Here is a 21,680-nt window from a genome sequence, read left to right as displayed (position 1 = left end):
TGTCGATGAACGATAGTCCCCAGAAAAGAACGATCTGGACGCGTATCCATATCGACCCGCTGTTTATGCTGATCATCATCAGCCTGCTGGCCTACAGCGCCATTGTTATCTGGAGCGCCAGCGGCCAGGATCCGGGCATGATGGAGCGCAAGCTCGGGCAGATTGCCATGGGCACCATCATCATGCTGGTGATGGCGCAGGTGCCGCCGCGCGTGTATGAAAGCTGGGCGCCCTACCTCTACATTGTCTGCGTGATTTTGCTGGTGGCGGTCGATGCCTTCGGCCACATCAGTAAAGGGGCGCAGCGCTGGCTCGATCTCGGTTTTGTGCGCTTCCAGCCGTCGGAAATCGCTAAAATCGCCGTGCCGCTGATGGTGGCTCGCTTCATCAACCGCGATGTCTGCCCGCCAACGCTGAAAAACACCGGCATCGCGCTGGTGCTGATTTTCATGCCGACGCTGCTGGTAGCGGCGCAGCCGGACCTCGGTACCTCCATTCTGATCGCCGCCTCCGGCCTGTTCGTGCTGTTCCTCTCGGGCATGAGCTGGAAGCTGATTGGCGTGGCCGTGCTGCTGGTGGCGGCGTTCATCCCAATTCTGTGGTTCTTCCTGATGCACGATTATCAGCGCGACCGCGTGATGATGCTGCTCGATCCGGAGAGCGATCCGCTCGGTGCCGGCTACCACATTATTCAGTCCAAGATTGCTATCGGCTCCGGCGGCCTGCGCGGCAAAGGCTGGCTGCATGGCACCCAGTCGCAGCTGGAGTTTCTGCCCGAACGTCATACCGACTTTATCTTCGCGGTGCTGGCGGAAGAGCTCGGCCTGGTGGGCGTCCTGCTGCTGCTGGTACTTTATCTGCTGCTGATCATGCGCGGGCTGGTGATTGCCGCACGCGCGCAAACCACCTTTGGGCGCGTGATGTCCGGCGGCCTGATGCTGATTCTGTTTGTGTATGTTTTCGTTAACATTGGCATGGTTAGTGGTATCTTACCGGTGGTTGGCGTGCCGCTGCCGCTGGTGAGCTACGGCGGATCGGCGCTGATTGTGTTAATGGCCGGATTTGGCATCGTGATGTCGATCCACACTCATCGAAAAATGTTATCTAAAAGCGTTTAAGAGGCTGCACATGCGTAAGGACTGGCTTGGGGTTGCTCTGGCATCACTGGTACTGGCTGCCTGTTCCACACCGGAACAGCAGACGAACACGGCCCCGCCACAGCCGGCCTACAATGGCCCGGTGGTGGAGATTCCCGGCGTGGAGCCGCGCTATGAGCCGATCAATCCTTCTACCAGCCAGGACTACAGCGTCAACGGCAAAACCTACCGGGTGATTAAAGATCCGTCTAACTACAGTGAAGTTGGTCTGGCAACCTGGTACGGCGAAGAGGCGCAGGGCAACCGCACCGCGCTGGGTGAAACCTACGATCCGGACGCGTTAAGCGCCGCACACCCTACCCTGCCGCTGCCAAGCTACGTGCGCGTCACCAACCTGGCCAATGGCCGGCAGATTGTGGTGCGCGTCAACGATCGCGGCCCTTATACGCCGGGCCGGATTATCGACCTGTCGCGCGCCGCGGGCGATCGCCTGAATATTTCCAATAACACCCGCGTACGGGTGGATTACATCAAGGTAGCGCCGGACGGTTCAGTATCCGGTCCGGGCACCATCGGCACCACCGTGGCCAAACAGAGCTATGCGCTGCCGGCGCGCCCTGACCTGAGCGGCGGCATGGTGATGACCGGCGCCAGCAGCGCGCCAGCGCCTGCCGCACAGGATGTCCGCGCGGTGGATAACAGTTCACTGCAGAGCAACGGCAACATCGGTGCACCGGTGCAGAGCAGCGGCTTTCTCGGCGCACCGCAGCCGTTAGCCAGCGGCGTACTGGAAGGCAGCGCGCCGGCCACACCGGTTGCCGCCAGCCCTGCCGCACCGGCTTCGGCTGCGGCAGCGAGTCCGGCTCCGGCCAGCCACAACGCCAGCGCCCATGCCGGCAGCGGTTTTGTGGTACAGGTTGGCGCCCTTAATGACGCCGCACGCGCCCGGCAGATGGCGGACAGCCTTGGCCAGCGCTTTGGTGTACCCGGCGCGGTGGAAGCCAATGGCAACGTCTACCGCGTGCAGCTTGGCGGTTTCAGCAGCCGGGCTCAGGCCGCGGCGCTGCAGCAGCGCCTGAGCACTGAAGCGCAGATCAGCTCCTTTATTACCACGGCCCGCCCGTCAATGTGACGGGCCGTGCCCTTGCCTGCTGACACTGAGGCATAAAGCCAGATGTCGCACGATGGCAGCTTTGCTATAGTAAGGCACTTTTTTCACTCTTAACCCCACGGATGCTGTAGTCCTGAACATGAATACGCTGAAACCTTCTCGTTTTCTGAAACGCCTGACAGTGGGATCACTGGTCGCTCTCTCCCTCAGCCACGTTGCCTTTGCAGATGATGTTAATCTGAAAACCATGATTCCGGGCGTGCCGGACATCGATGCCGAAGCTTACGTGCTGATCGACTATAACTCCGGCAAAGTGCTGGCGGAAAAGAACGCGGACGCGCGCCGCGACCCGGCCAGTCTGACCAAAATGATGACCAGCTACGTCATCGGCCAGGCGGTCAAAGCGGGCAAAATCCATCAGGATGACATTGTTACCGTCGGTAAAGATGCCTGGGCAACCGGCAATCCGGTGTTCAAAGGCTCCTCGCTGATGTTCCTCAAGCCGGGCGATCGCGTACCGGTCTCTCAGCTGACGCGTGGTATCGTGCTGCAGTCCGGTAACGACGCCTGCGTGGCGATGGCCGATTACGTCGCCGGCAGCCAGGACGCGTTCGTTAACCTGATGAACAACTACGTGGGCGCGCTGGGCCTGAAAAATACCCATTTCCAGACCGTGCACGGTCTTGATGCTGATGGTCAGTACAGTACGGCGCGTGACATGGCGCTGATTGGCCAGGCGCTGATTCGCGATGTGCCGGATGAGTACGCGGTCTACAGAGAGAAAGAGTTCACCTTTAATAACATCCGCCAGATGAACCGTAACGGCCTGCTGTGGGATACCAGCCTGAACGTCGACGGCATCAAAACCGGCCACACCGAAGCCGCCGGCTACAACCTGGTGGCGTCAGCGACCGAAGGCCAGATGCGTCTGATCTCGGCGGTGATGGGCGGTCACACCTTCAAAGGCCGTGAAACCGAAAGTAAAAAGCTGCTGACCTGGGGCTTCCGCTTTTTCGAAACCGTGGCACCGCTGAAGGCGGGCAAAGAGTTTGCGTCTGAGCCGGTATGGTTTGGCAACAGCGATCGCGTGCAGCTCGGCGTGGAAAAAGATGCCTACCTGACCATCCCGCGCGGCCGCATGAAAGACCTCAAGGCCAGTTACGTGCTGAACAACACCGAACTGCACGCGCCGCTGCAGAAAAACCAGGTCGTGGGCAGCATCAACTTCCAGCTGGATGGTAAAACCATTGAACAGCGTCCGCTAGTGGTGCTGAACGAAGTGCAGGAAGGCGGTTTCTTCAGCCGCATCATCGATTACATCAAACTGATGTTCCATCACTGGTTCGGCTAAGGCGCGCTTGAAAAATCGCCAATCCGTCCCCAGATAAGCTACTATATTGCTCCCGCTTCGGCGGGAGCCTGTTTTTTATGCACCGGAGTTAATATGAAAACCAAACTGAATGAACTGCTCGAATTCCCGACGCCTTTTACCTACAAAGTGATGGGCCTGGCGCAACCGGAGCTGGTTGATCAAGTGGTTGAAGTGGTGCAGCGTCATGCGCCCGGCGACTACAGCCCTGACGTGAAGCCCAGCAGCAAAGGCAATTATCACTCGGTGTCGATCACCATTAACGCCACCCACATCGAACAGGTGGAAACCCTGTACGAAGAGCTGGGCAACATCGAAATCGTGCGCATGGTGCTGTAATGCTGACGCTGGTAAAGGCCGCTTTGCCAGCGTTATACTCTGCCCTCCACTCGCTACCGGACTTCTGCTTTGTCTGCTAATACGCTTCTTGTTCGTCAGCTTGGCCAGCGCGACTGGCAGCCCGTCTCCGATGCCATGCATCACTTTACCGATCGGCGCGACAGCGCCACCGCCGATGAACTCTGGCTGGTGGAACACCCCGCGGTGTTTACTCAGGGCCAGGCGGGCAAAGCCGAACATGTGCTGGTGCCGGGCGATATTCCGGTGGTACAGAGCGATCGCGGCGGCCAGGTGACCTATCACGGCCCGGGCCAGCAGGTGATGTATGTACTGATTGACGTTAAACGCCGCAAGCTGGGCGTGCGCGATCTGGTCACCGCACTGGAAGAGACGGTCATCGCTACGCTGGCTGATTACGACATCAGTGCGCGTGCGCGTGCGGATGCGCCCGGCGTATACGTTGGCGATGCGAAAATCTGTTCGCTCGGCCTGCGCATCCGCAAAGGCTGCTCGTTTCACGGTCTGGCGCTCAATGTCGCGATGGATCTGGCGCCCTTCCTGCGCATCAATCCCTGTGGCTATGCCGGCATGGAGATGACGCAGATCAGCGCCTTCCGGCCCGGCGTCACGCCGGCGGACGTGCAACCGCGCCTGGTGCAGCATTTCGCGCGCCTGACCGGCTTTAGCGACACGGAATGGCATGATGAGGCCGCGTGCTGACCTTGACCGTACGTGCGCATTTACAAAATTGTAACTTTCGCCACGGCTTATCGGCTGCTTCTGCCCCGGCGAGATGATATAATTTTTGCAATTTTTTCAAATAAAGTTGAAAGCCTGGTTCTCAGTTTGAGTGAGGAAGCTTTCAAATCGCAATCCCGACCGGAACCTGCAGATTTATGAGTAAACCAATTCAGATGGAACGTGGCGTCAAGTATCGCGATGCCGACAAAATGGCGCTGATTCCGGTAAAAACCGTGGTCACCGAACGCCAGGAAATCCTGCGTAAGCCGGAGTGGATGAAGATCAAGCTGCCTGCGGATTCCAGCCGCATTCAGGGCATCAAAGCGGCGATGCGTAAAAACGGCCTGCACTCGGTGTGTGAAGAGGCTTCCTGCCCTAACCTTGCCGAATGCTTTAACCACGGCACCGCCACCTTTATGATCCTCGGTGCCATCTGTACCCGCCGCTGTCCGTTCTGCGATGTGGCACACGGTCGGCCAAACGCGCCGGACGCCAACGAGCCGCTGAAGCTGGCACAAACCATCGCCGATATGGCGCTGCGCTATGTGGTAATCACCTCGGTGGACCGCGACGATCTGCGCGACGGCGGTGCACAGCACTTTGCTGACTGCATCAGCGCCATCCGCGAGAAAAGCCCGACCATCAAAATTGAAACGCTGGTGCCGGACTTCCGCGGGCGTATGGATCGCGCGCTGGAGATCCTCACGGCTACGCCGCCGGATGTGTTCAACCACAACCTGGAAAACGTACCGCGCGTCTATCGTCAGGTGCGTCCGGGCGCTAACTATGAGTGGTCGCTGAAGCTGCTGGAGCGTTTTAAAGAGGCGCATCCGGACGTGCCAACCAAATCCGGTCTGATGGTCGGTCTCGGGGAAACCAATGCGGAAATCATCGAGGTGATGCGCGATTTGCGTCGCCACGGTGTCACCATGCTGACCCTCGGCCAGTACCTGCAGCCAAGCCGTCACCACCTGCCGGTACAGCGTTACGTCAGCCCGGCTGAATTTGATGAGATGAAAGAAGAAGCGCTGGCGATGGGCTTTACCCACGCCGCCTGCGGTCCGTTTGTCCGCTCGTCTTATCACGCTGATATGCAGGCGAAAGGCCTTGAAGTGAAGTAATCTCCTGCCGCGATTGCGCCCTGCTGCGGCGCAATCGCAAAAATTCTGCTTAAACCGTTTAATTCCTGTCGCAAATCTGTCGCTTTAACCGCTGAGGCCATAAGAGCCTGTTTATTATTTTTTATTTTCTCAGTGTTTTTTCATAAAGGTCAGATTATGCAATCATCCTTTCATATCGATGAGCTCGATTTTATGCGGGCGGCGGATGTGTCAGGTCCATCCTCTGGTAGACCGCGAAGCGGCGCGTCGGGCGAAAGCCTGGATGCGCTAAAAGCGCGCACCACGCCCATGGATATCACCAATCCGTTCGTAACGCCCCATGCGTCGTGCGAACTGGCGTTTCTTGCAACCGCCATCAGCATCGACCACCGCTACGACGAAATTCATCTGCACCTGCCGCAAAGCGCGCAGCCTGCGTCTGCGCCCGCGCCCACACTGCCGTTCACCGAACTGCGCAGCGTAACGCCGGATGAAACGCCGTTGCTGCCAGCGCTGCCGCCGCAGGAGTCAGCGCTGCAGGCCGCTGGCGAGAGCGTCTGGCACAGCCTGCCTGAGGTTCCGGCGCTCAGCCCGGCGCTGTCGCTGGTCAGCGCGCTGCCTGCGGCATGGTATGCCGCTGAACATCAGACGCTCCACCCGTCGCCTGTCCCCACGCTCCCAGCCCGGCAGCCGCTGAGTCTGCCAGAGGTGGCTGTGCTGCGCGACATACAGCAACACGACTATGCGGTGGATTACGATGACAGCGGTGAGCCGAAAATGTTTAGCGGCACGCTGGCGGCGGGCGCTCAGGTGCTTATTTATATCGATAATGTGCTGATTGAAGTGGTAACGGGCGACGCACAGGGTCACTGGCAGTTCGCTCAGCCCGCCGATTTAAGCGCGGCACAGCATGTATTCAGTGCAGAGTTCGTCGATGAACAGGGGCATGTCAGCAGCCGTTACAATAAGTTGATTACCGTACTGCCGCAGCCTGCCGCTATTATCACGCCAATTGATGACAGCGATCTCAGCGCGATTGATTGTGCACTGATGGAACTGGCGATGCAGCAGGATGATATTGCGCCCGCTCTTCTGCCGCTGACCTTCAGCGAAGCATGGCTGGATGAGTGGCACAGCGCTGACAGCACGCTAACCGCCAGCGGCGATCACGGTGGCAACCTGCCAGGCTGGGATGAACCGCTGGAACATCACATTGTCTGGCACTAAAAAACGAAAACCAGACTGTGGCAGTCTGGTTTTTTAACGTAATAAATATTTACACTTATTGACGTTCAGCGCAGAGATTACTCTTTGTGGCCGACGCGTTCAGCAGGCGTTTCTTCGGCACTGCTTTTGGTTGCGGTGGATTCATCATCTTTCATGGCTTTTTTAAAGCCCTTGATTGCGGAACCCAGATCGCCACCCAGTGAACGTAACTTGTTGGTGCCAAAAAGCAGTACGATAAGCGCACCGATGATCAGCAGTTTGGCAATACTGATACCTTCCATATTTTACCTTTCAACCTTCGCGAAAAACGGACAGCACTATTAACGCGCAGTTATTCACCACGCTCAACTGCAATCTGTAACAGAGTGAGATCTCAGCGTCAGATAAAGCGGCTGAGAAACGCCTGGGTACGCGGATGCTGCGGATTGCCAATCACCTGCTCTGGCGGTCCCTGTTCCACCACCACGCCACCATCCATGAACACCACGCGATCGGCGGCTTCACGCGCAAAGCCAATCTCATGCGTTACCACAATCATGGTCAGGCCGCGATTGGCTAAGGTACGCATGGTAGCCAGCACTTCCCCCACCAGCTCCGGATCCAGCGCTGAGGTCGGTTCATCGAACAGCATCAGCAGCGGTTTGATCGCCAGCGCACGGGCGATCGCCACGCGCTGCTGTTGTCCCCCCGACAAATGTCGCGGCCAGGCGTCGGCTTTATCGCTCAATCCGACCGTTGCCAGCAGCTCACGCGCGTGTTGCAGCACCTCATCACGTGGGAACTTGTGCACGCCAATCGGCGCTTCCATGATGTTTTGCAGTACCGTCATATGGGGATAGAGATTGAACTGCTGAAACACCATGCCGATTTTCTGCCGCTGATGGGCAATTTTCCGCGCCGACAGGCGATGCAGCAGACCGCGCTTTAGCGCGTAACCAATCTGCTCGTCGCCCACCATAATCGAGCCGGCATTCATCTCTTCCAGATGATTAATGCAGCGCAGAAAGGTCGACTTGCCTGAGCCCGAAGGCCCGAGAATCACCACCACTTCGCCCGGAAACACATCGAGATCGATGCCTTTCAGCACCGCGTTATCACCGAAGCTCTTTTGCACATTACGCGCACGCACCAGCGGCTGAATCTCGCTCATACGTCCTCCTTTAAACGCGGGGCCGCGGCCAGCGCCGTGTCACTGCTGGCGCGTCGTTTGTTCATCATCACGGTACGTTTGCTGCCGCGCGCGTAGTAGCGCTCAATGGCTGACTGGCCGACGTTGAGGATCGAGGTAATCAGCAGATACCAGATCACCGCCACCATCAGCATCGGAATGATTTCAAAGGTACGGTTATAAACGGCCTGCACCGAATAGAGCAGATCGCCCATCGCGATGACGCTCACCAGCGACGTGGCTTTGATCATGCTAATCAGCTGGTTGCCGGTCGGAGGAATAATGGCGCGCATCGCCTGTGGAATGATGATACGCCGCAGCGCGCGGCTGCGGCTCATGCCAAACGCCTGAGTGGTTTCAACCTGACCGTGATCGACCGACAGCAGGCCGGCACGGATAATCTCCGCCATATAGGCGGCCTCGTTGAGCGCCAGACCGGCGATGGCGGCAGTCAGCGGCGTGATCAGATCGTTAGTATTCCAGCTGGCAAAGGTGATGTCCGTCCACGGCACGGTGATCGAAAGCGTGGGAAACAGTGTCGACAGGTTGTACCAGAATATCAGCTGCACCAGCAGCGGCGTACCGCGAAAGAACCAGATGTAGAGCGCCGACACGCCGCTCAGCAGTTTATTCTCTGACAGCCGCCAGACCGCCAGCAGCAGCCCCAGCAGGGTGCCCAGCACCATCGACACCACCGTCAGCCCGAGCGTCACCTGCAGCCCTTTCAGCACCGAGCCCTCGGTAAACCACTGCAGCACCACGTGCCACTCAAAATTGGGATTGGTCGCCACCAGCCACAGACCATTCGCTGCCAGCGTCAGGACCACGATCCAGCTAACCCAGCGTCCATACGCGGGCGCGCTACGGGCAAAAGCGACGTCGCGCTGCGGCACGTCAGCCTGATCCGTGGGGCGCGCGTTGGGGCCGACAGCACTCATTTTGCCGTCTCCTGCGCCAGGTTACGTCCCGGCTGCGGCAGCATGTTGCCGTCCAGCTGCCACTTTTTCATGATGGCCGCGTAGGTGCCGTTGGCAAACAGTTCTTTGTAGGCATCCAGCACCACCTCACCCAGCGGCGAGCCTTTGGGAACGACCGTGCCCTGAAAGATATCGCCAAAGCCGTTTTTCTGCCCCTGACCAGACAGTTCAAGCTGCCCCTGCGCCTGCTCAATGAAATAGGTCAGCGGCGCCTGCGAGGAGAAGAAGGCATCCGAACGCTTCGAGCGCACCGCCAGTATCGACGAAGGCTGATCGGTAAAGGACTGCACTACGACTGCAGGTTTGCCCGCAGCCTCACAGGCGGCTGACTGTTTGCGGATCACCTGCTCCGCCGAACCGGCCGCCATCACCGCAATGCGCTTGCCGCAGGTATCTGCCAGACCGTTGATGTGCGCCGGATTGCCCTTCTGCACGCCAAACACCACGAACTCCTGCACGTAGTCGATGAAGTCCACCTTCTGCTGGCGATCCGGATAATCACCTATCGGCCCGATGGCCATCTGATAGCGTCCGGAATTAATGCCGGCCAGTACGCCGGACAGACCGCTCACCGTCGCGTGTTCAATTTTCACGCCCAGCAGCTGGCCGAGCGCCACGGTAAGATCGGCCGAGGCGCCATCCATTGAGTGCGGCCCGTTAACGATCTCATACGGCGGAAAGGAGCCGTTGTTTACCGAGATCATTTTGCCAGCCTGTTTGATCTGCGCTGGCAGCCGATCGTGCAGCGCCTTATCCATTTTTTGCGTCGGAATGGCGTCCGCTGCCTGGACGACGCTCGCCGTCAGGCCGGTCGCCAGCGCGATGGCGGTTAAAAGCATTTTCATCAGTCAGTTTCCCCCAGGCAGGTCAAAGTGATTGCAATTCCGGACGGGCAAAGCGGCGATTTTCCAGTACCGGCAGCACGCTGCGGGCGTAGGCGATGCGGGCCGGATCCAGTTCGGCAAACACCAGTGCAGCGCACTCCGGTGCCTTAGCAATCACCACGCCAAGCGGATCGATCACCAGACTGTTACCAATGTTGCGCGGCCCGCACTCGCCTACCGCCACCATGTAGCAGGTGTTTTCCAGCGCGCGCGCACTGGTCAGCAGTTCCCAGTGCATCTCCTTTAACGGTCCTTTTACCCAGGCGGAAGGCAGCACCAGCACGTCGGCACCGTCCAGCACCAGCCGGCGCGCCAGTTCGGGAAAACGCACGTCGTAGCAGGTCATCAGCCCGACTTTCATGCCAGCCACCTCAACCAGTGGCGGCACGGCATCACCCGGATTAACCCGCTGCGACTCCTGCATGGCGAAGGCATCGTACAGATGCAGCTTGACGTACTGCGCGATGATTTCGCCATTACGCACGGCAATCAGCACGTTGTGCGCTTTGTTATCCTGCGTCGGCACGTGCACGCTCATCATGGTGGTCAGCGCGTTACCTTTGCTGGTTTCCAGCAGCTGACTGACAAACGGCCCGTCCAGCGGCTGTGCGGCTTTTAACACCAGATCGGGATCGGCGATATCGCGCGCCAGCACGCCTTCCGGCAGCACCAGCAGATCGGCGCCCGCCGCCAGCGCATCCTGCATCAAACCGCGACAAATGGCAGTGTTCTCCTGCCATTCGCGGCTAACGGCGAACTGCCCCATGGCTACTTTCATCTTCACTCCCCTCTGGCCGCCGCCGGGAAAATCTCCTCCGGCGAGAGCAACGTTGTGGTTAAGCCCTGCTGAAACAGCTCACGGGCGAAGTCGGCAATCATCCTTTTGTTAGCGGTAAATCCGTTTTGATTCCAGTCGGCAGGCAATTCCTGCGCGGTGCGTCGCAAATCATCCAGCAGCCACGGCGTGGTATCCGCGTACTTCTCGCGTTTGCGCATCCACAGCTGATACGCGCGATCGATCACCTCGCTCAGCGCCTGCGGCAGCCACGGATGCGCCGCCGCCAGCGCCGGCTTCAGCGCCAGCAGATGAATACCGGGCACATAGCCGACGCGGTTGAAGTAGTCGCGCTCAGCACTGACGAAATCCGCCTGCAGCTGGCGCAGACCGGAATCTTTCAGGAAAAAACCCTCAGGCATAAACGGCGTGAACACCGCATCCAGCTCGCCGGCTTTCAACAGTTCAATCAGCGGACGCTCGTCCGGCGCCGGTTCGATGCGGCCCGGGCGACCAAATCCCGCCAGCCGGTCAACAATCGGATGATCAGCGGTCAGGCGTCCGGCAAACCAGAAGGCGTCGTTGATATCGACGCCCGCTTCACGCAGCACGGTGCGCGTCCAGGTATTACCGGAGTCCTGCCAGCCGGTAACGCCGATTCTTTTGCCTTTCAGCTGGGCTGGGGTGGTGAGCGGGCTGGTTGTGGTGGTGATGATGCAGCGCTGGCGAAAGCCACGCATCAGAAAGTGCGGCAGGCCGAGCAGTGAATCGTCGCCGCGCGCCCGTGCCTGCGCATAGCGGCTAAACGACACCTCACCGCCTTCGTAGTGTTCACTGCTGGCCAGGTTATCCACCAGCGTGCCTACGCGGTCAATGACCAGCCTGAAGCCCTGTGGCTGAATATCGCCCAGCGCCAGCGGCGTGAAGTAATCCCAGTCGCGCACCGCCAGTCTGATAGTGATCATCGTGTGCTTCTCCGTTTGTTCAGCCGCCACGCTGGCGCTGTGCATTTTTTCTGCAAATTGTGCTTGAATTTGAGTCTAAAACGCGAATACTAATCTGAACAATCATTTCTTTGTTACTGAACAAAGCTTTTTCTTATGACGCAAATTGTGGATGCAGAGTGGCTCAGCCAGCAGATTAACGACGCCTCGGTAAAAGGCATTACCCTCGCCGCGTCAACATTGATTCGCGACGGACAGATTGCCGTAGGCATGCAGATGCCGGCGGTGCGCGATTTGGCGGAGCGGCTGGGCGTGAGTCCGGCCACGGTATCCGCGGCCTGGGCGCAGCTGAAAAAGCAGAAAGTGCTGGCGGGTAAAGGGCGAAGCGGAATCTGGGTGTGCGGCAACAGTGTGATGCCGCGACCGGTCCGCTTTGAGAAAATTGGCAACTATGGTGAAAACGTCAAAGCCGCGCTGGCGATGGCTGCGCCCGATCCGGCACTGCTGCCGGACCTGCGCCCGGCGATGCTGGCCGGGCTGGCTTCACCGCAGCTGAATAGCTATCAGCGTGAGGCGATTTCGCCACAGCTGCAGGCGGCCATTGCGCCGCGCTGGCCCTGTCCGGCGGAGGCGTGGCTGGCGACCGATGGCGGCTTTGATGCCATGAACCTGATAGTGCAGACGCTGCTGTCACCCGGCGATCGGGTGGTGATTGAAGATCCGACCGCGACGCGTCTGCTGGATATGCTCGACAACATCGGTGCCGAGATCCTGCCGCTGCCCGGTGATGAGCAGGGACCGCTGCCCGCAGTGCTGGCGACACACTTACAGAAAGCGCCAGCGATGTTCATTTATCAGCCACGCACCCACTCGGCGACCGGCTACAGCGTCAGCCAGCAGCGCAGCGAAGCGCTGGCGCAGGTGCTGGCGCAGAGTGCCACCCTGATTGTCGAGGATGACGGCATCGGCGATTTGTCGCGCTGGCCGGTATGGAGTCTCGGCCGCCACTATCCGCAGCGCACGCTGCACGTGCACTCCTTTTCCAAAGCCTACGGCCCGGATCTGCGGCTGGCGGTGGTATCCGGCACGGCAGAACTGGTGAAACGGCTGCAGTCGTGGCGTAACTTCGGGGTCAGCTGGACCAGCCGTATTCTGCAGGATGCGGTGGCCTGGATGCTGAGCGATGCGCCCACCCAGCAGCGCATACAGCAGGCTAAAGCCACGTATGCCGCGCGCCGTCAGCAGTTGCTGGCCGCACTGGCGCGGCGCGGGCTGGTACAGGAAGATCGCGACGGCCTGAGCGTGATGCTGCCGGTGGCGTCAGAGCAGTATGCCATGATCACTCTCGCCGCCCGGGGCATCACCGTGCTGCCAGGCGAACGCTGCAGCATCAACAGCGGACAGTTCATTCGCGTCAGCATTGCGCGGCTGCCGGCCGATCAGCTCGACAGCATCGCCGATGCGTTAGTGATTGCCTGCGGACGCGAGCTTAATATCAGCCCAGATCTTTGATGTGATAGCGTGGCGACTCAACGTAGCCTTCACGCGCATAAAACTGGTTGGCTTTCAGGCGCGAGGCGTGACAATGCACTTCCATGCGGTCGCAGCCGCGGGCGCGCGCCAGTTGCTCGGCGTGGTTCAGCAGCTGCTGACCACTGCCTTTACTGCGCTCGCCCTCGGCGATACAGAAATAGCTGATGCGCGCGAAATCGCCCGCTAATGCCAGCTGCGGAATAAAGTGCAGCGAAAGAAATCCCAGCACCTGGTTACCGTGTTCCGCCACCAGCAACGTCTCGTCGGGATGGGCGCACAATTGCGCCAGCCGATCGCTGATAAATTTTTCCGTGCCGCGATAACCCAGCTCGGTTAACAATGCACTCAGGGCAAAGCTGTCTTTGGCCTGTGCTTCACGTATGTTCATCCTGCCTCCTCCGTTCCCTGACTGCTGTTATATAGCGTTGCCGCTGAAAAATCTGCAAGTAAGCTTTGTTATGAGTATGTTACGGGAATTATCTGTGAGCGACGCCGCAGAATGTGCCTTGTCATGCCGCTGTCACGCTGGCTTAAGGCTGGCTTAATCTTGCTTTGCCATGCTGGCATAAATGAAGTTGCGAGGCATGGCACATGAAGAATCTGGTACCGCACTGTTTTAATGAATGGCTGGCGCTGTCGCTCAGTACGCTGGTGATTATCGCCTGGGCCATTAGCTGGTGGCAGGGCTGAAAAAAGCACAAAAAAAACCCGCCATCAGGCGGGTTTTTAAAATTCTGACTGTTAACTTACAGAGCGGTAACGTTAGCAGCAGATGGGCCTTTAGCGCCGTCGGTGATTTCAAACTCTACACGCTGACCTTCAGCCAGAGTTTTGAAGCCGTTGCTCTGGATAGCAGAGAAGTGTACGAATACATCTTTGCTGCCATCTTCTGGAGTAATGAAACCGAATCCTTTGGACTCATTAAACCACTTAACGTTACCTTTGATCTTGGACATCTATATTACCTTTACATGAAAAATGGACACTAAACTGTGTCGGCATCTAGTACAGCAATTGCAGTGACATTTGTCCAGCGCGAATTGATGAAAAAGTGATAAATATTGATTTTTTCCATGCCCTTCACACTTTCTGCGCATCTTCAGCGACTAAAACTGAAATCTTAACCAGGCAAAATAGACGTTGCCATTGTTATAAGTGCCTGGAATGTAAGTCATTTGGAAGGTTGCCGGGCCATACCCTATCGAAGCCAGCGGCAATACCAGCGGAACCGGGATATATCGCCAGTTATCCCTGGCCGTCACGCCTGCGGTGTAACCGGCGCCCAGATGGAAATTCTGATCGTCCAGCGGTCGCCAGGTCGCTTCCCAGCCGTAGCCGGCGATGGGCTCCCACTTGTTAAACGAGTCTTTGAACGCCATGGCATACAGGCCGTGCCAGTTGCCCTTTTCATCCCAGCGCGAAACGCCACCGCCCGCACCCCACGGCCGCTCGTTGTACTTTTTGATGTGTTCATCATCGTAAGTAAAGCGATTGTGCCAGGTGATAGCCGGGACGTAAAGATCGTAATTTTGCGGTTGTGTCCAGGTTTGCGCCACGTTATCGGAGAAGGTATTCCAGCCCGATTTAATCGCTTCACCTGTGGTTGCCGCTGGTGTCGAAAAAGAGACCGATGAAGTCAAAATACAGCCGCAAAAGGCTGCAGAAATACGCCAGTTCACAACAATGCTTCCTGTTAAATCATCCTGTATCCGGCAGGCACCGCGTAGCGCCACATCGCGCCGCACCGTGCTGCCGTGGGTTAATGGCTGATGCCACGAGCGCGTACAGCGCGCGCGCCACAGTGGCGCCAGTCGCACCCGGCTCTGCTGGCAATCAGCTGGTTAATTTTACCTCACTGCGCGAACGGAGTCGAAACGGCAAATAAACAAAACGCAGAGGGTAAAAGGTGCAGAAAATGCACTGCTCAGTTGATGATTACTTAGGGTGATTACTTAATATTCAGCAACTTATCCATGCAAATTGATTTCATGAATAAATTAATAAAATTTATCAATTGAACTCACCCGATGATTGAGATAAATCTCATCACTCCAGGACGGAGATAGGAGGAACTGAGATGACAATTCGTTGCAGCCGCTGCGGTTGCGCCAAATTTTTTTATACAGTACCCGGCAAGGAAAAGGTCGACGATCCCGATCATCACGGCGCCTGTTGCGCCGCGTGCGGCAAGCCGATCAGCCTGCGCGATGTGATCCCGCTGTCATCCCTGCAACCGGCTTCTGCCGCCCGTCACGTTGAATAATGTTTTCAGGCACCCGCCGGGTGCCTGAACGCGTCAGAAAATCAGTTTAAACACGCCAGTAATCGTCAGTAACCCGACAATAAAGATGATGGCAATAATCCACAGTATTATTTTCATAGTTCGCTCCTTCAGGATGAAAAATAACGCATCGTGCATTCAGTATAGATGATTATTCCGGCTTCGCTGGACGCTGAGAGCGCGATCCCAGTCACTTGCCTCAGAGACTGTTGCCTGCTCTTTTTTTCTGCGAGCCCGGTCGCAGCTTATCGCTTACGTTGCTATCCCGCCGCACGCGTAGCGCGCTGATTGTCTAAAATTACAGCGCCTGTAGCAGGCCTCAATTGTTCGCTATGTCTACGTAACAAGGAGATAATATGAGCACGATTAATACCAGCATGGGTCGTTACAGCCTCAAGGCAAAGGATTATGGCAGTCACATTCGTGGCAGCATTGCGATTAATGACGAAGGCGGTACGCAGCTCACCCTGCAAGAGTTTGATGAGCATTATCTTGACGATGTCGTCAACAACGTTATTTATCCAATCACGGGTGGGAACCGTGAAATTGCACGCGCACTGCGTGAACAGATGGTTAAAGCCGGCTTCGAACAGCCGCACTGAGTTTGTTGGGCCACGTGTTGTGGCCCTTTATCAGCCCTTACTTGCGGTTATTATCCATTTCAGCGCAGGATGCTCTCTCCCCCCATAAGGAGATTAACCGCGTGACTGAACTGCATCGTGTTTCCCCTTCCCGCTTACATCAGTTTGTTCAGGCTATCTGGCTGCATGCCGGTAGCAGTGCCGAAGAAGCGCGCCTGGTGGCTGACCATCTTGTTGCTGCTAACCTCGCGGGCCATGATTCCCACGGCGTCGGTATGATACCGAGCTACATGGCCTCGCTGACGCAGGGCTTTCTCCAGCTCAATCAGCACGTCAGCATCGAAAAAGACGCTGGCGCGGTCCTCACCCTTAATGGCCAGAAAGGCTTTGGCCAGGTGGCCGCGTACGAGGCCATGCAGCACGGCATTGAGCGGGCGAACAGGTTTGGCCTCGCGGCGGTCGGCCTGCATCATTCGCACCACATTGGCCGTATCGGACACTGGGCGGAGCAGTGTGCCGCAGCGGGCTTTATCTCCTTTCACTTCGTTAATGTGATGGGCGATCCGATGGTGGCGCCGTTTAACGGCAGCGATCGCCGCTTCGGCACCAATCCGTTCTGCGCGGTGTTTCCGCGTCGCGACGGCGAACCGCTGCTGCTGGACTTTGCCACCAGCGGCATCGCCTTTGGTAAAACGCGTGTGGCGTATAACAAAGGTCAGCTGGTCGCGCCGGGCTATTTGCTTGATGCGCAAGGCCAGCCGACCACCGATCCGGGCGTTATGCATCAGTCGCCGTATGGCGCGCTGACCGCCTTCGGCCTGCACAAAGGCTATGCGCTGGCGACGATGTGCGAAATCCTTGGCGGCGCGCTGTCCGGCGGTCGCACTACGCATGACGCCACGCTGCTCACCGGCACTGAAGCCATCTTTAACGGCATGACCACCATTATCCTGAACCCTGACGCGTTTGACGCACCGGCGATGCAGCAGGAAGCCGAAGAGTTTCTCGCGTGGGTCAGGCGTTCACCGCAAAGTGGTGAGGCGGAGATTCTGGTGCCGGGCGAATGGGAAACGCGCAACCGTACAGCACGTGAAAGCGAGGGCATTCCGCTGGACAGCAACAGCTGGCAGCAGATTTGCGCAGCGGCACGCCAGGCTGGCATGCCGGAGGACGAACTGGCGGCCTTCCGCGCCTTAGCGCAGTAAGCCGCCGGGGCTGAGGCACAGTGCCTCAGCCGGTTACAGCGCAGCGGACAGCAGCAAACAGCCCAGCAGACCGCACACCGAGATGATGGTTTCCAGCGCCGACCACGAGCGAATAGTTTCACCGATGGTCAGGTTGAAGTACTCCTTGAACAGCCAGAAGCCCGGATCGTTAACGTGCGAGAAGATGACACTGCCGGAACCGACGGCAATGACCATCAGCTCCGGGCTGGCGCCGCTGGTGGCAATCAGCGGTGCTACAATGCCGCCGGCGGTAATCGCCGCGACGGTGGCAGATCCCAGCGCAATACGCAGCACTGCCGCAATTGACCACGCCATAAAGATTGGCGAGACGTTGGTTTCATGCATCATGCCGGCGATGTATTTGTCCACGCCACTGTCCACCAGCACCTGTTTGAAGGCGCCACCGCCGCCGATGATCAACAGCATCATGGCAATGATTTTGATCGAGTCAGTGATGGTGCCCATCACCTCATCCATGCTGCGGCCACGGTTAAGGCCAAAGGTGAAGATGGCAATCAGCACCGCAATCAGCGTCGCCATGATCGGATCGCCAAAAAATTCCGCGTACGGCAGCAGTACATGGCCTTTCGGCAGCAGCATTTCTGCCACCGCACGCAGCGCCATCAGGATCACTGGCACCAGCGCCGTCCACACGCTAACGCCAAAGCCTGGCATCTCCGCTTCGCTGAAAGTTTTCGGGTTCCACAGCCCTTCCGGAATCGGCTTATCAATGCCTTTCAGAAAACGCGCATACACCGGCCCGGCCAGAATCACCGTCGGAATACCCAGCAGCGTACCGTACAGCAGGGTTTTCCCCATGTCGGCATTAAATAACGTGGCGATCGCGGTCGGGCCCGGATGCGGTGGCAGAAAGCCGTGCGTGACGGATAAGGCGGCCGCCATCGGCACGCCGACATACAGCAGCGGCACGCGCGCCGATGCGGCAATGCTGAACACCAGTGGCAGCATCAGCACGAACCCGACTTCATAAAACAGCGCAAAGCCCACGGTGAAGCCGGTGAGCACCAGCGCCCACTGAATGTGCTTCTGGCCGAATTTTTCGATCAGCGTGGTGGCGATACGCTGCGCACCGCCGCAGTCGGCCAGCAGTTTCCCCAGCATCGCGCCAAAGCCCATGATCAGCGCCAGGCTGCCCAGGGTACCGCCGACGCCGGTTTTGATCGATCCAATCACTTTATTGACCGGCATGCCCTGCATCATGCCCACCGCCAGTGCCACCAGAATCAGCGCGATGAAGCCGTTAAGTTTGAAGCGAATCATCAGCAGCAGCAGTAACGCCACGCCAATTGCCACATAGAGTAATGGCATAATTTTTCTCCACTTTTGCGCTCGGCGTATTACCGGCAGCGGTTTGTTGTAATGGGACAAAGGGATTATCAGTGCCAGATGTTTCAGAATGCGACATCCTGTTACCGGTATCATGTTAAGGGTAACATTGACGGGAAAGCACCTGGTGCAGCGGGTGAATTTCTGTTTTGCGAAGGTGATCAACTTTTTGTCGGAGGGTTATCAGAATGTTTGCCCCGGCAGCGGCGTGGCTTTTGGTTACACTAGCTGTTTTATGCCAACCGATAAGGATCTGCAGGTGAGTGAGAATCTGATTGAGCTGTACAGTAATCAACAAACCCTGTTTGGCCCTGGCAGCATCGACCGCCTGGTCCCGCTGCTGGCGGCGAATCCGCAGCCCACGCTGCTGTTCTGCGGCCGCTCATTTCTCAACAGTCCGGCGTGGGCACGCCTGGGCGCGACGCTGAACGATCACATTCTGGGCTATGAAATTGTCAGCCATGAAGCCTCGCCAGACGAGATCGATGGCTGGGTGACGCGCTGGCGTGGCCACGTCGATCGCGTTGTCGCCATCGGCGGCGGCAGCGTGCTGGATGCGGCCAAAGCCTTTGGCGCCATGATGCAGCATCCGCTGAATATCGCGCGCTACCTCGAAAAAATTGGCGATACGCCGGTACAGGCGGTCACGCTGCCGCTGATCGCCATTCCTACCACCGCCGGCACCGGCAGCGAAGTCACGCAGAATGCGGTGGTGACCGATCAGCAGCACATTAAGGTGAAGGCCTCGCTGCGCCATCCGGTATTTGTGCCACAGGTGGCGATTCTCGATCCCGATCTGCTCAAAGGAGCGCCGGATCGCGTGCTGGCTACCTGCGCCATTGATGCCTTTACCCACCTGTTCGAGGCTTATCTGTCACGCAAGGGCAACCTGTTCAGTCAGCAAAACGCGCTCAACGGGCTGCAACTGTTCATGCAGGCGTGGCCGTACCTCAATCAGGACGACAGCCGCGGCGATGCGGCACGTGAAGCGATGATGATGGCATCATGGCTCGGCGGCATCAGCCTGAGCAGCGCGGGTTTGGGGGTGATCCACGGTATTGCCGGCGAGTTGGGGGCGATTAAACCGTTCCATCACGGCGAAGTCTGCGGTCGTCTGCTGTTCCCGTTCCTTGATGTACTGGAGGAGAGTGCGCACCCCGAACAGCAGCGGCTGATGGCGGCGCTGGCTGAACGCCTGCTGCCCGATGAAACGGCACCGCCGGCGCTGGCGCTGAAAGCCTGGCTGCAGCAGCAGGCTATCGTGCCGTTCTGGCTGGAAGGACCAACCCTTGCTGCGGAAGAGGTCGACTGGATTGTGGCGCGCGCCAACAGCAAAAACGGCTGGGTCAATTATGATCCCGCCACGCTCACGGAGATGATTACCGCCGCGTGGCGCGTCGTCTGAGCCTTTCGGGCAGCGCAGGCTGCCCGTTGCTTATTCAGCCAGCAAACGGCCCTTCCCCCGCCAGCATCTGCTCAATCACCTGCAGTACGCCTTCCTGGTTATTGGACGGTGCGCCGTAGCGCGCAGCGTCTTTGACCCGCTGCGGCGCATTCTGCATGGCAAAGCTGAAGCGCGACTGCACCAGCATCTCCAGATCGTTGCCGCCGTCGCCAAACGCCAGCACCTCATCGCTGCTGATGTCCCAGCGCTGCTGCAGCAGGCGCAGCCCGTTGGCTTTGTGCAAGCCGGGCACAATCAAATCCACCGAGCCGTGCCCGCTGGAAGTCGCCGCCGCCGCGCCCTGATGCAGACGCTCAATATCAGCCATCAGAATATCGACATAATCATCGGACAGATTCAGCGCAAACTTGAACAGCCGGTCATCGCCCACGTCAGCGAGGCTATCGATCGCCTTGAGGCGATGGCAGTAGTGACGCATTTTGACCAGCCACTGCTCATCCATGGTGTTGAAGTGATAAGCGCTGTTGCGGCCGCAGAGGATGTATTTCAGGTTGGGATAGTTACCGCGCTGCAGGGTATCGAGCACGGCATTGACATCCTCACGGGAGAACGCGCCGCAGAACAGCTCCTCATCCCTGTCGAGGATCCACGCGCCATTTTCGGCGACAAAGGCGATCTCACTGGCGATGTCGGGAAAGAAGGATTTGAGCTGGTAATACTGATTACCGCTGGCGACCACAAATTTGATGCCGCGCCGCGTCATCTCCTGATAGCAGGCCTGAAAACGTGCCCGGTTGTACTGTTTTTTATCGTCGAGAAAGGTGCCGTCCATATCCACCGCCACCATTTTTACCATGGTCATCATGACTCCTTAACGCGTTGAAAGGAAAAACGGGTTGTCCAGAGAATAACCTGGTGAGCGGTGAAAGCGGAGAGAAACACGGATGGCCGTCGCCATCCGTGCGGCAGGATTAATTAAATGCGTTATTCAGCAAAATGGCGGTGATAATGCCGGTCGCGGCCGCCACTAACACATAATTTCCGTCGATAAAGGCCCAGTGCTCGCCGCGCGGCGGCTCATACAGACCGCGTGCCCGCCAGTCATCGACGCGATAGTGTGGACCGCGAAACTCCGGCGGTGCCGGATAACCACGGCGAAAATCATGATCGCGCCAGGCAAAGCGATCGCCGCCACGATGTCCCTCCGGCATACGGTGGTCAGCATAGTGATCGTGAAGATCCGGGCCCGGTCCGCGATCGTGGCCAAAGTCACGACGGTCATGATGATCGGGACCCGGGCCGCGATCCTGATGGCGGTCGCCGCCGTGCGGGTCCCAGCGATGGTCACCGGGACCGTCGGCCCAGGAGACGCTGGAAAACAGTGTGCTGCATGCAATAAATGACGCAATAATCGTAAGTGTTGTTTTTTTCATGGTGTTACCTCCAGGGATAACGGCAGTCTGCGCGCCGTTGAGGCTTACTATTGCCTAAACAAAGCTAAAACAGCATTTCCAAAAGTCTTAAAAATCGGAGACTTACAATACATTACGCCAGGTTAGCGCTTTCTTAACGATT

24 protein-coding genes are annotated in these 21,680 nt (G+C 58.0%); 12 read left to right on the top strand and 12 right to left on the bottom strand.

Annotated features, from left to right (window positions below; all coding sequences use genetic code 11):
- Window positions 1-5: 5 nt before the first annotated feature.
- The 7 genes from mrdB to F3J41_RS01470 all read left to right on the top strand — a co-directional run bounded on the left by mrdB (window position 6) and on the right by F3J41_RS01470 (window position 6,984).
- Window positions 6-1,118 (top strand): peptidoglycan glycosyltransferase MrdB, encoded by a 1,113-nt coding sequence (gene mrdB, locus F3J41_RS01500; RefSeq protein WP_031279886.1) that lies wholly within the window; start codon window positions 6-8, stop codon window positions 1,116-1,118.
- A 10-nt stretch (window positions 1,119-1,128) separates the two neighbouring features.
- Window positions 1,129-2,229: an endolytic peptidoglycan transglycosylase RlpA gene (gene rlpA / locus F3J41_RS01495; protein WP_166709761.1), complete on the top strand. Its 1,101-nt coding sequence runs from the start codon at window positions 1,129-1,131 to the stop codon at window positions 2,227-2,229.
- 118 nt (window positions 2,230-2,347) lie between these two features.
- Window positions 2,348-3,559: a D-alanyl-D-alanine carboxypeptidase DacA gene (gene dacA / locus F3J41_RS01490; protein WP_021508587.1), complete on the top strand. Its 1,212-nt coding sequence runs from the start codon at window positions 2,348-2,350 to the stop codon at window positions 3,557-3,559.
- Between the two features lie 93 nt (window positions 3,560-3,652).
- Entirely contained in the window at window positions 3,653-3,916 is a 264-nt protein-coding gene (ybeD, locus tag F3J41_RS01485) for a DUF493 family protein YbeD (protein ID WP_010618866.1), read from the top strand.
- Window positions 3,917-3,985: 69 nt separating this feature from the next.
- Window positions 3,986-4,636: a lipoyl(octanoyl) transferase LipB gene (lipB, locus tag F3J41_RS01480; RefSeq protein WP_150058449.1), complete on the top strand. Its 651-nt coding sequence runs from the start codon at window positions 3,986-3,988 to the stop codon at window positions 4,634-4,636.
- 176 nt (window positions 4,637-4,812) lie between these two features.
- Window positions 4,813-5,778 (top strand): lipoyl synthase, encoded by a 966-nt coding sequence (gene lipA, locus F3J41_RS01475; RefSeq protein ID WP_058757902.1) that lies wholly within the window; start codon window positions 4,813-4,815, stop codon window positions 5,776-5,778.
- Window positions 5,779-5,934: 156 nt separating this feature from the next.
- Window positions 5,935-6,984 carry a hypothetical protein gene (locus F3J41_RS01470; RefSeq protein WP_150058450.1) on the top strand — a complete coding sequence of 350 codons (1,050 nt, stop codon included), beginning with the start codon at window positions 5,935-5,937 and terminating at the stop codon, window positions 6,982-6,984.
- Window positions 6,985-7,061: 77 nt separating this feature from the next.
- Here F3J41_RS01470 and tatE read toward each other — a convergent pair whose 3' ends face one another.
- The 6 genes from tatE to F3J41_RS01440 all read right to left on the bottom strand — a co-directional run bounded on the left by tatE (window position 7,062) and on the right by F3J41_RS01440 (window position 11,753).
- Window positions 7,062-7,265: a twin-arginine translocase subunit TatE gene (tatE, locus tag F3J41_RS01465; protein ID WP_010618871.1), complete on the bottom strand. Its 204-nt coding sequence runs from the start codon at window positions 7,263-7,265 to the stop codon at window positions 7,062-7,064.
- Between the two features lie 98 nt (window positions 7,266-7,363).
- The gene (locus F3J41_RS01460) at window positions 7,364-8,134 is read right to left on the bottom strand and encodes an amino acid ABC transporter ATP-binding protein (protein WP_058757904.1); all 771 of its coding nucleotides are present in this window, start codon (window positions 8,132-8,134) and stop codon (window positions 7,364-7,366) included.
- Window positions 8,131-9,090, bottom strand: coding sequence for an amino acid ABC transporter permease (locus F3J41_RS01455; protein ID WP_152391259.1), 960 nt, complete (start codon window positions 9,088-9,090; stop codon window positions 8,131-8,133). The genes F3J41_RS01460 and F3J41_RS01455 overlap by 4 nt, the downstream gene beginning before the upstream one ends.
- Window positions 9,087-9,974, bottom strand: a complete 888-nt coding sequence (locus tag F3J41_RS01450; protein ID WP_104092684.1) for an ABC transporter substrate-binding protein — start codon at window positions 9,972-9,974, stop codon at window positions 9,087-9,089. Before F3J41_RS01450 ends, F3J41_RS01455 begins: the two co-directional genes overlap by 4 nt.
- A gap of 22 nt (window positions 9,975-9,996) precedes the next feature.
- Window positions 9,997-10,791 carry a deaminated glutathione amidase gene (locus tag F3J41_RS01445; RefSeq protein WP_058781249.1) on the bottom strand — a complete coding sequence of 265 codons (795 nt, stop codon included), beginning with the start codon at window positions 10,789-10,791 and terminating at the stop codon, window positions 9,997-9,999.
- Window positions 10,792-10,793: 2 nt separating this feature from the next.
- A complete protein-coding gene (locus tag F3J41_RS01440; RefSeq protein WP_150360913.1) occupies window positions 10,794-11,753 on the bottom strand; it encodes a nitrate ABC transporter substrate-binding protein in 960 nt (319 codons plus the stop codon).
- Window positions 11,754-11,888: 135 nt separating this feature from the next.
- On the opposite strand from F3J41_RS01440, the gene F3J41_RS01435 reads away from it, so the two are divergent.
- Window positions 11,889-13,244, top strand: coding sequence for an aminotransferase class I/II-fold pyridoxal phosphate-dependent enzyme (locus F3J41_RS01435; protein WP_127833794.1), 1,356 nt, complete (start codon window positions 11,889-11,891; stop codon window positions 13,242-13,244).
- On the opposite strand, the gene F3J41_RS01430 is transcribed toward F3J41_RS01435, so the two are convergent.
- From F3J41_RS01430 to pagP, 3 genes are all read right to left on the bottom strand, one after another.
- Window positions 13,228-13,653 carry a GNAT family N-acetyltransferase gene (locus tag F3J41_RS01430; RefSeq protein WP_021508597.1) on the bottom strand — a complete coding sequence of 142 codons (426 nt, stop codon included), beginning with the start codon at window positions 13,651-13,653 and terminating at the stop codon, window positions 13,228-13,230. The two genes, F3J41_RS01435 and F3J41_RS01430, sit on opposite strands and share 17 nt — an antisense overlap.
- Before the next feature lie 358 nt (window positions 13,654-14,011).
- Complete coding sequence (cspE, locus tag F3J41_RS01425; RefSeq protein ID WP_010615627.1) at window positions 14,012-14,221, bottom strand: transcription antiterminator/RNA stability regulator CspE; 210 nt, start codon at window positions 14,219-14,221, stop codon at window positions 14,012-14,014.
- A 150-nt stretch (window positions 14,222-14,371) separates the two neighbouring features.
- Entirely contained in the window at window positions 14,372-14,944 is a 573-nt protein-coding gene (pagP, locus tag F3J41_RS01420; RefSeq protein ID WP_371815449.1) for a lipid IV(A) palmitoyltransferase PagP, read from the bottom strand.
- Between the two features lie 398 nt (window positions 14,945-15,342).
- Between pagP and F3J41_RS01415 the strand changes: the two genes are divergently transcribed.
- The 3 genes from F3J41_RS01415 to F3J41_RS01405 all read left to right on the top strand — a co-directional run bounded on the left by F3J41_RS01415 (window position 15,343) and on the right by F3J41_RS01405 (window position 17,332).
- Complete coding sequence (locus F3J41_RS01415) at window positions 15,343-15,528, top strand: hypothetical protein (protein ID WP_058781246.1); 186 nt, start codon at window positions 15,343-15,345, stop codon at window positions 15,526-15,528.
- 374 nt (window positions 15,529-15,902) lie between these two features.
- Window positions 15,903-16,148, top strand: coding sequence for a hypothetical protein (locus F3J41_RS01410; protein WP_058781245.1), 246 nt, complete (start codon window positions 15,903-15,905; stop codon window positions 16,146-16,148).
- 101 nt (window positions 16,149-16,249) lie between these two features.
- Window positions 16,250-17,332: a malate/lactate/ureidoglycolate dehydrogenase gene (locus F3J41_RS01405; protein WP_166709759.1), complete on the top strand. Its 1,083-nt coding sequence runs from the start codon at window positions 16,250-16,252 to the stop codon at window positions 17,330-17,332.
- Window positions 17,333-17,365: 33 nt separating this feature from the next.
- Here F3J41_RS01405 and gntT read toward each other — a convergent pair whose 3' ends face one another.
- Window positions 17,366-18,682, bottom strand: coding sequence for a gluconate transporter (gene gntT / locus F3J41_RS01400; RefSeq protein ID WP_021508602.1), 1,317 nt, complete (start codon window positions 18,680-18,682; stop codon window positions 17,366-17,368).
- Window positions 18,683-18,959: 277 nt separating this feature from the next.
- Here gntT and F3J41_RS01395 point away from each other — a divergent pair, with 277 nt between their 5' ends.
- Window positions 18,960-20,105, top strand: coding sequence for an iron-containing alcohol dehydrogenase (locus F3J41_RS01395; RefSeq protein ID WP_166709757.1), 1,146 nt, complete (start codon window positions 18,960-18,962; stop codon window positions 20,103-20,105).
- Window positions 20,106-20,139: 34 nt separating this feature from the next.
- Here F3J41_RS01395 and F3J41_RS01390 read toward each other — a convergent pair whose 3' ends face one another.
- Window positions 20,140-20,967, bottom strand: coding sequence for a Cof-type HAD-IIB family hydrolase (locus tag F3J41_RS01390; RefSeq protein ID WP_021508604.1), 828 nt, complete (start codon window positions 20,965-20,967; stop codon window positions 20,140-20,142).
- A 109-nt stretch (window positions 20,968-21,076) separates the two neighbouring features.
- Window positions 21,077-21,538 (bottom strand): RcnB family protein, encoded by a 462-nt coding sequence (locus tag F3J41_RS01385; protein ID WP_166709755.1) that lies wholly within the window; start codon window positions 21,536-21,538, stop codon window positions 21,077-21,079.
- Window positions 21,539-21,680: the final 142 nt, after the last annotated feature.

Source organism: Pantoea sp. Ap-870 (genome assembly GCF_011752515.1).
In the GTDB taxonomy this organism is placed as follows: Bacteria; Pseudomonadota; Gammaproteobacteria; order Enterobacterales; family Enterobacteriaceae; genus Pantoea; species Pantoea dispersa.
The sequence above is the reverse complement of the archived record's forward strand: the minus strand, read 5'-3'. Positions and strand labels throughout refer to the sequence as shown.

Excerpts from the sequence above, each read along its gene's own strand:
- mrdB (WP_031279886.1), top strand. The coding sequence starts at position 6 with ATGAACGATAGTCCCCAGAAAAGAACGATCTGGACGCGTATCCATATC.
- F3J41_RS01445 (WP_058781249.1), bottom strand. The coding sequence starts at position 10,791 with ATGAAAGTAGCCATGGGGCAGTTCGCCGTTAGCCGCGAATGGCAGGAG.
- F3J41_RS01430 (WP_021508597.1), bottom strand. The coding sequence starts at position 13,653 with ATGAACATACGTGAAGCACAGGCCAAAGACAGCTTTGCCCTGAGTGCA.
- F3J41_RS01460 (WP_058757904.1), bottom strand. The coding sequence starts at position 8,134 with ATGAGCGAGATTCAGCCGCTGGTGCGTGCGCGTAATGTGCAAAAGAGC.
- cspE (WP_010615627.1), bottom strand. The coding sequence starts at position 14,221 with ATGTCCAAGATCAAAGGTAACGTTAAGTGGTTTAATGAGTCCAAAGGA.
- dacA (WP_021508587.1), top strand. The coding sequence starts at position 2,348 with ATGAATACGCTGAAACCTTCTCGTTTTCTGAAACGCCTGACAGTGGGA.
- lipA (WP_058757902.1), top strand. The coding sequence starts at position 4,813 with ATGAGTAAACCAATTCAGATGGAACGTGGCGTCAAGTATCGCGATGCC.
- F3J41_RS01410 (WP_058781245.1), top strand. The coding sequence starts at position 15,903 with ATGAGCACGATTAATACCAGCATGGGTCGTTACAGCCTCAAGGCAAAG.
- F3J41_RS01455 (WP_152391259.1), bottom strand. The coding sequence starts at position 9,090 with ATGAGTGCTGTCGGCCCCAACGCGCGCCCCACGGATCAGGCTGACGTG.
- ybeD (WP_010618866.1), top strand. The coding sequence starts at position 3,653 with ATGAAAACCAAACTGAATGAACTGCTCGAATTCCCGACGCCTTTTACC.
- gntT (WP_021508602.1), bottom strand. The coding sequence starts at position 18,682 with ATGCCATTACTCTATGTGGCAATTGGCGTGGCGTTACTGCTGCTGCTG.
- F3J41_RS01450 (WP_104092684.1), bottom strand. The coding sequence starts at position 9,974 with ATGAAAATGCTTTTAACCGCCATCGCGCTGGCGACCGGCCTGACGGCG.
- F3J41_RS01385 (WP_166709755.1), bottom strand. The coding sequence starts at position 21,538 with ATGAAAAAAACAACACTTACGATTATTGCGTCATTTATTGCATGCAGC.
- tatE (WP_010618871.1), bottom strand. The coding sequence starts at position 7,265 with ATGGAAGGTATCAGTATTGCCAAACTGCTGATCATCGGTGCGCTTATC.
- F3J41_RS01435 (WP_127833794.1), top strand. The coding sequence starts at position 11,889 with ATGACGCAAATTGTGGATGCAGAGTGGCTCAGCCAGCAGATTAACGAC.
- F3J41_RS01470 (WP_150058450.1), top strand. The coding sequence starts at position 5,935 with ATGCAATCATCCTTTCATATCGATGAGCTCGATTTTATGCGGGCGGCG.
- F3J41_RS01440 (WP_150360913.1), bottom strand. The coding sequence starts at position 11,753 with ATGATCACTATCAGACTGGCGGTGCGCGACTGGGATTACTTCACGCCG.
- rlpA (WP_166709761.1), top strand. The coding sequence starts at position 1,129 with ATGCGTAAGGACTGGCTTGGGGTTGCTCTGGCATCACTGGTACTGGCT.
- F3J41_RS01415 (WP_058781246.1), top strand. The coding sequence starts at position 15,343 with ATGACAATTCGTTGCAGCCGCTGCGGTTGCGCCAAATTTTTTTATACA.
- F3J41_RS01390 (WP_021508604.1), bottom strand. The coding sequence starts at position 20,967 with ATGACCATGGTAAAAATGGTGGCGGTGGATATGGACGGCACCTTTCTC.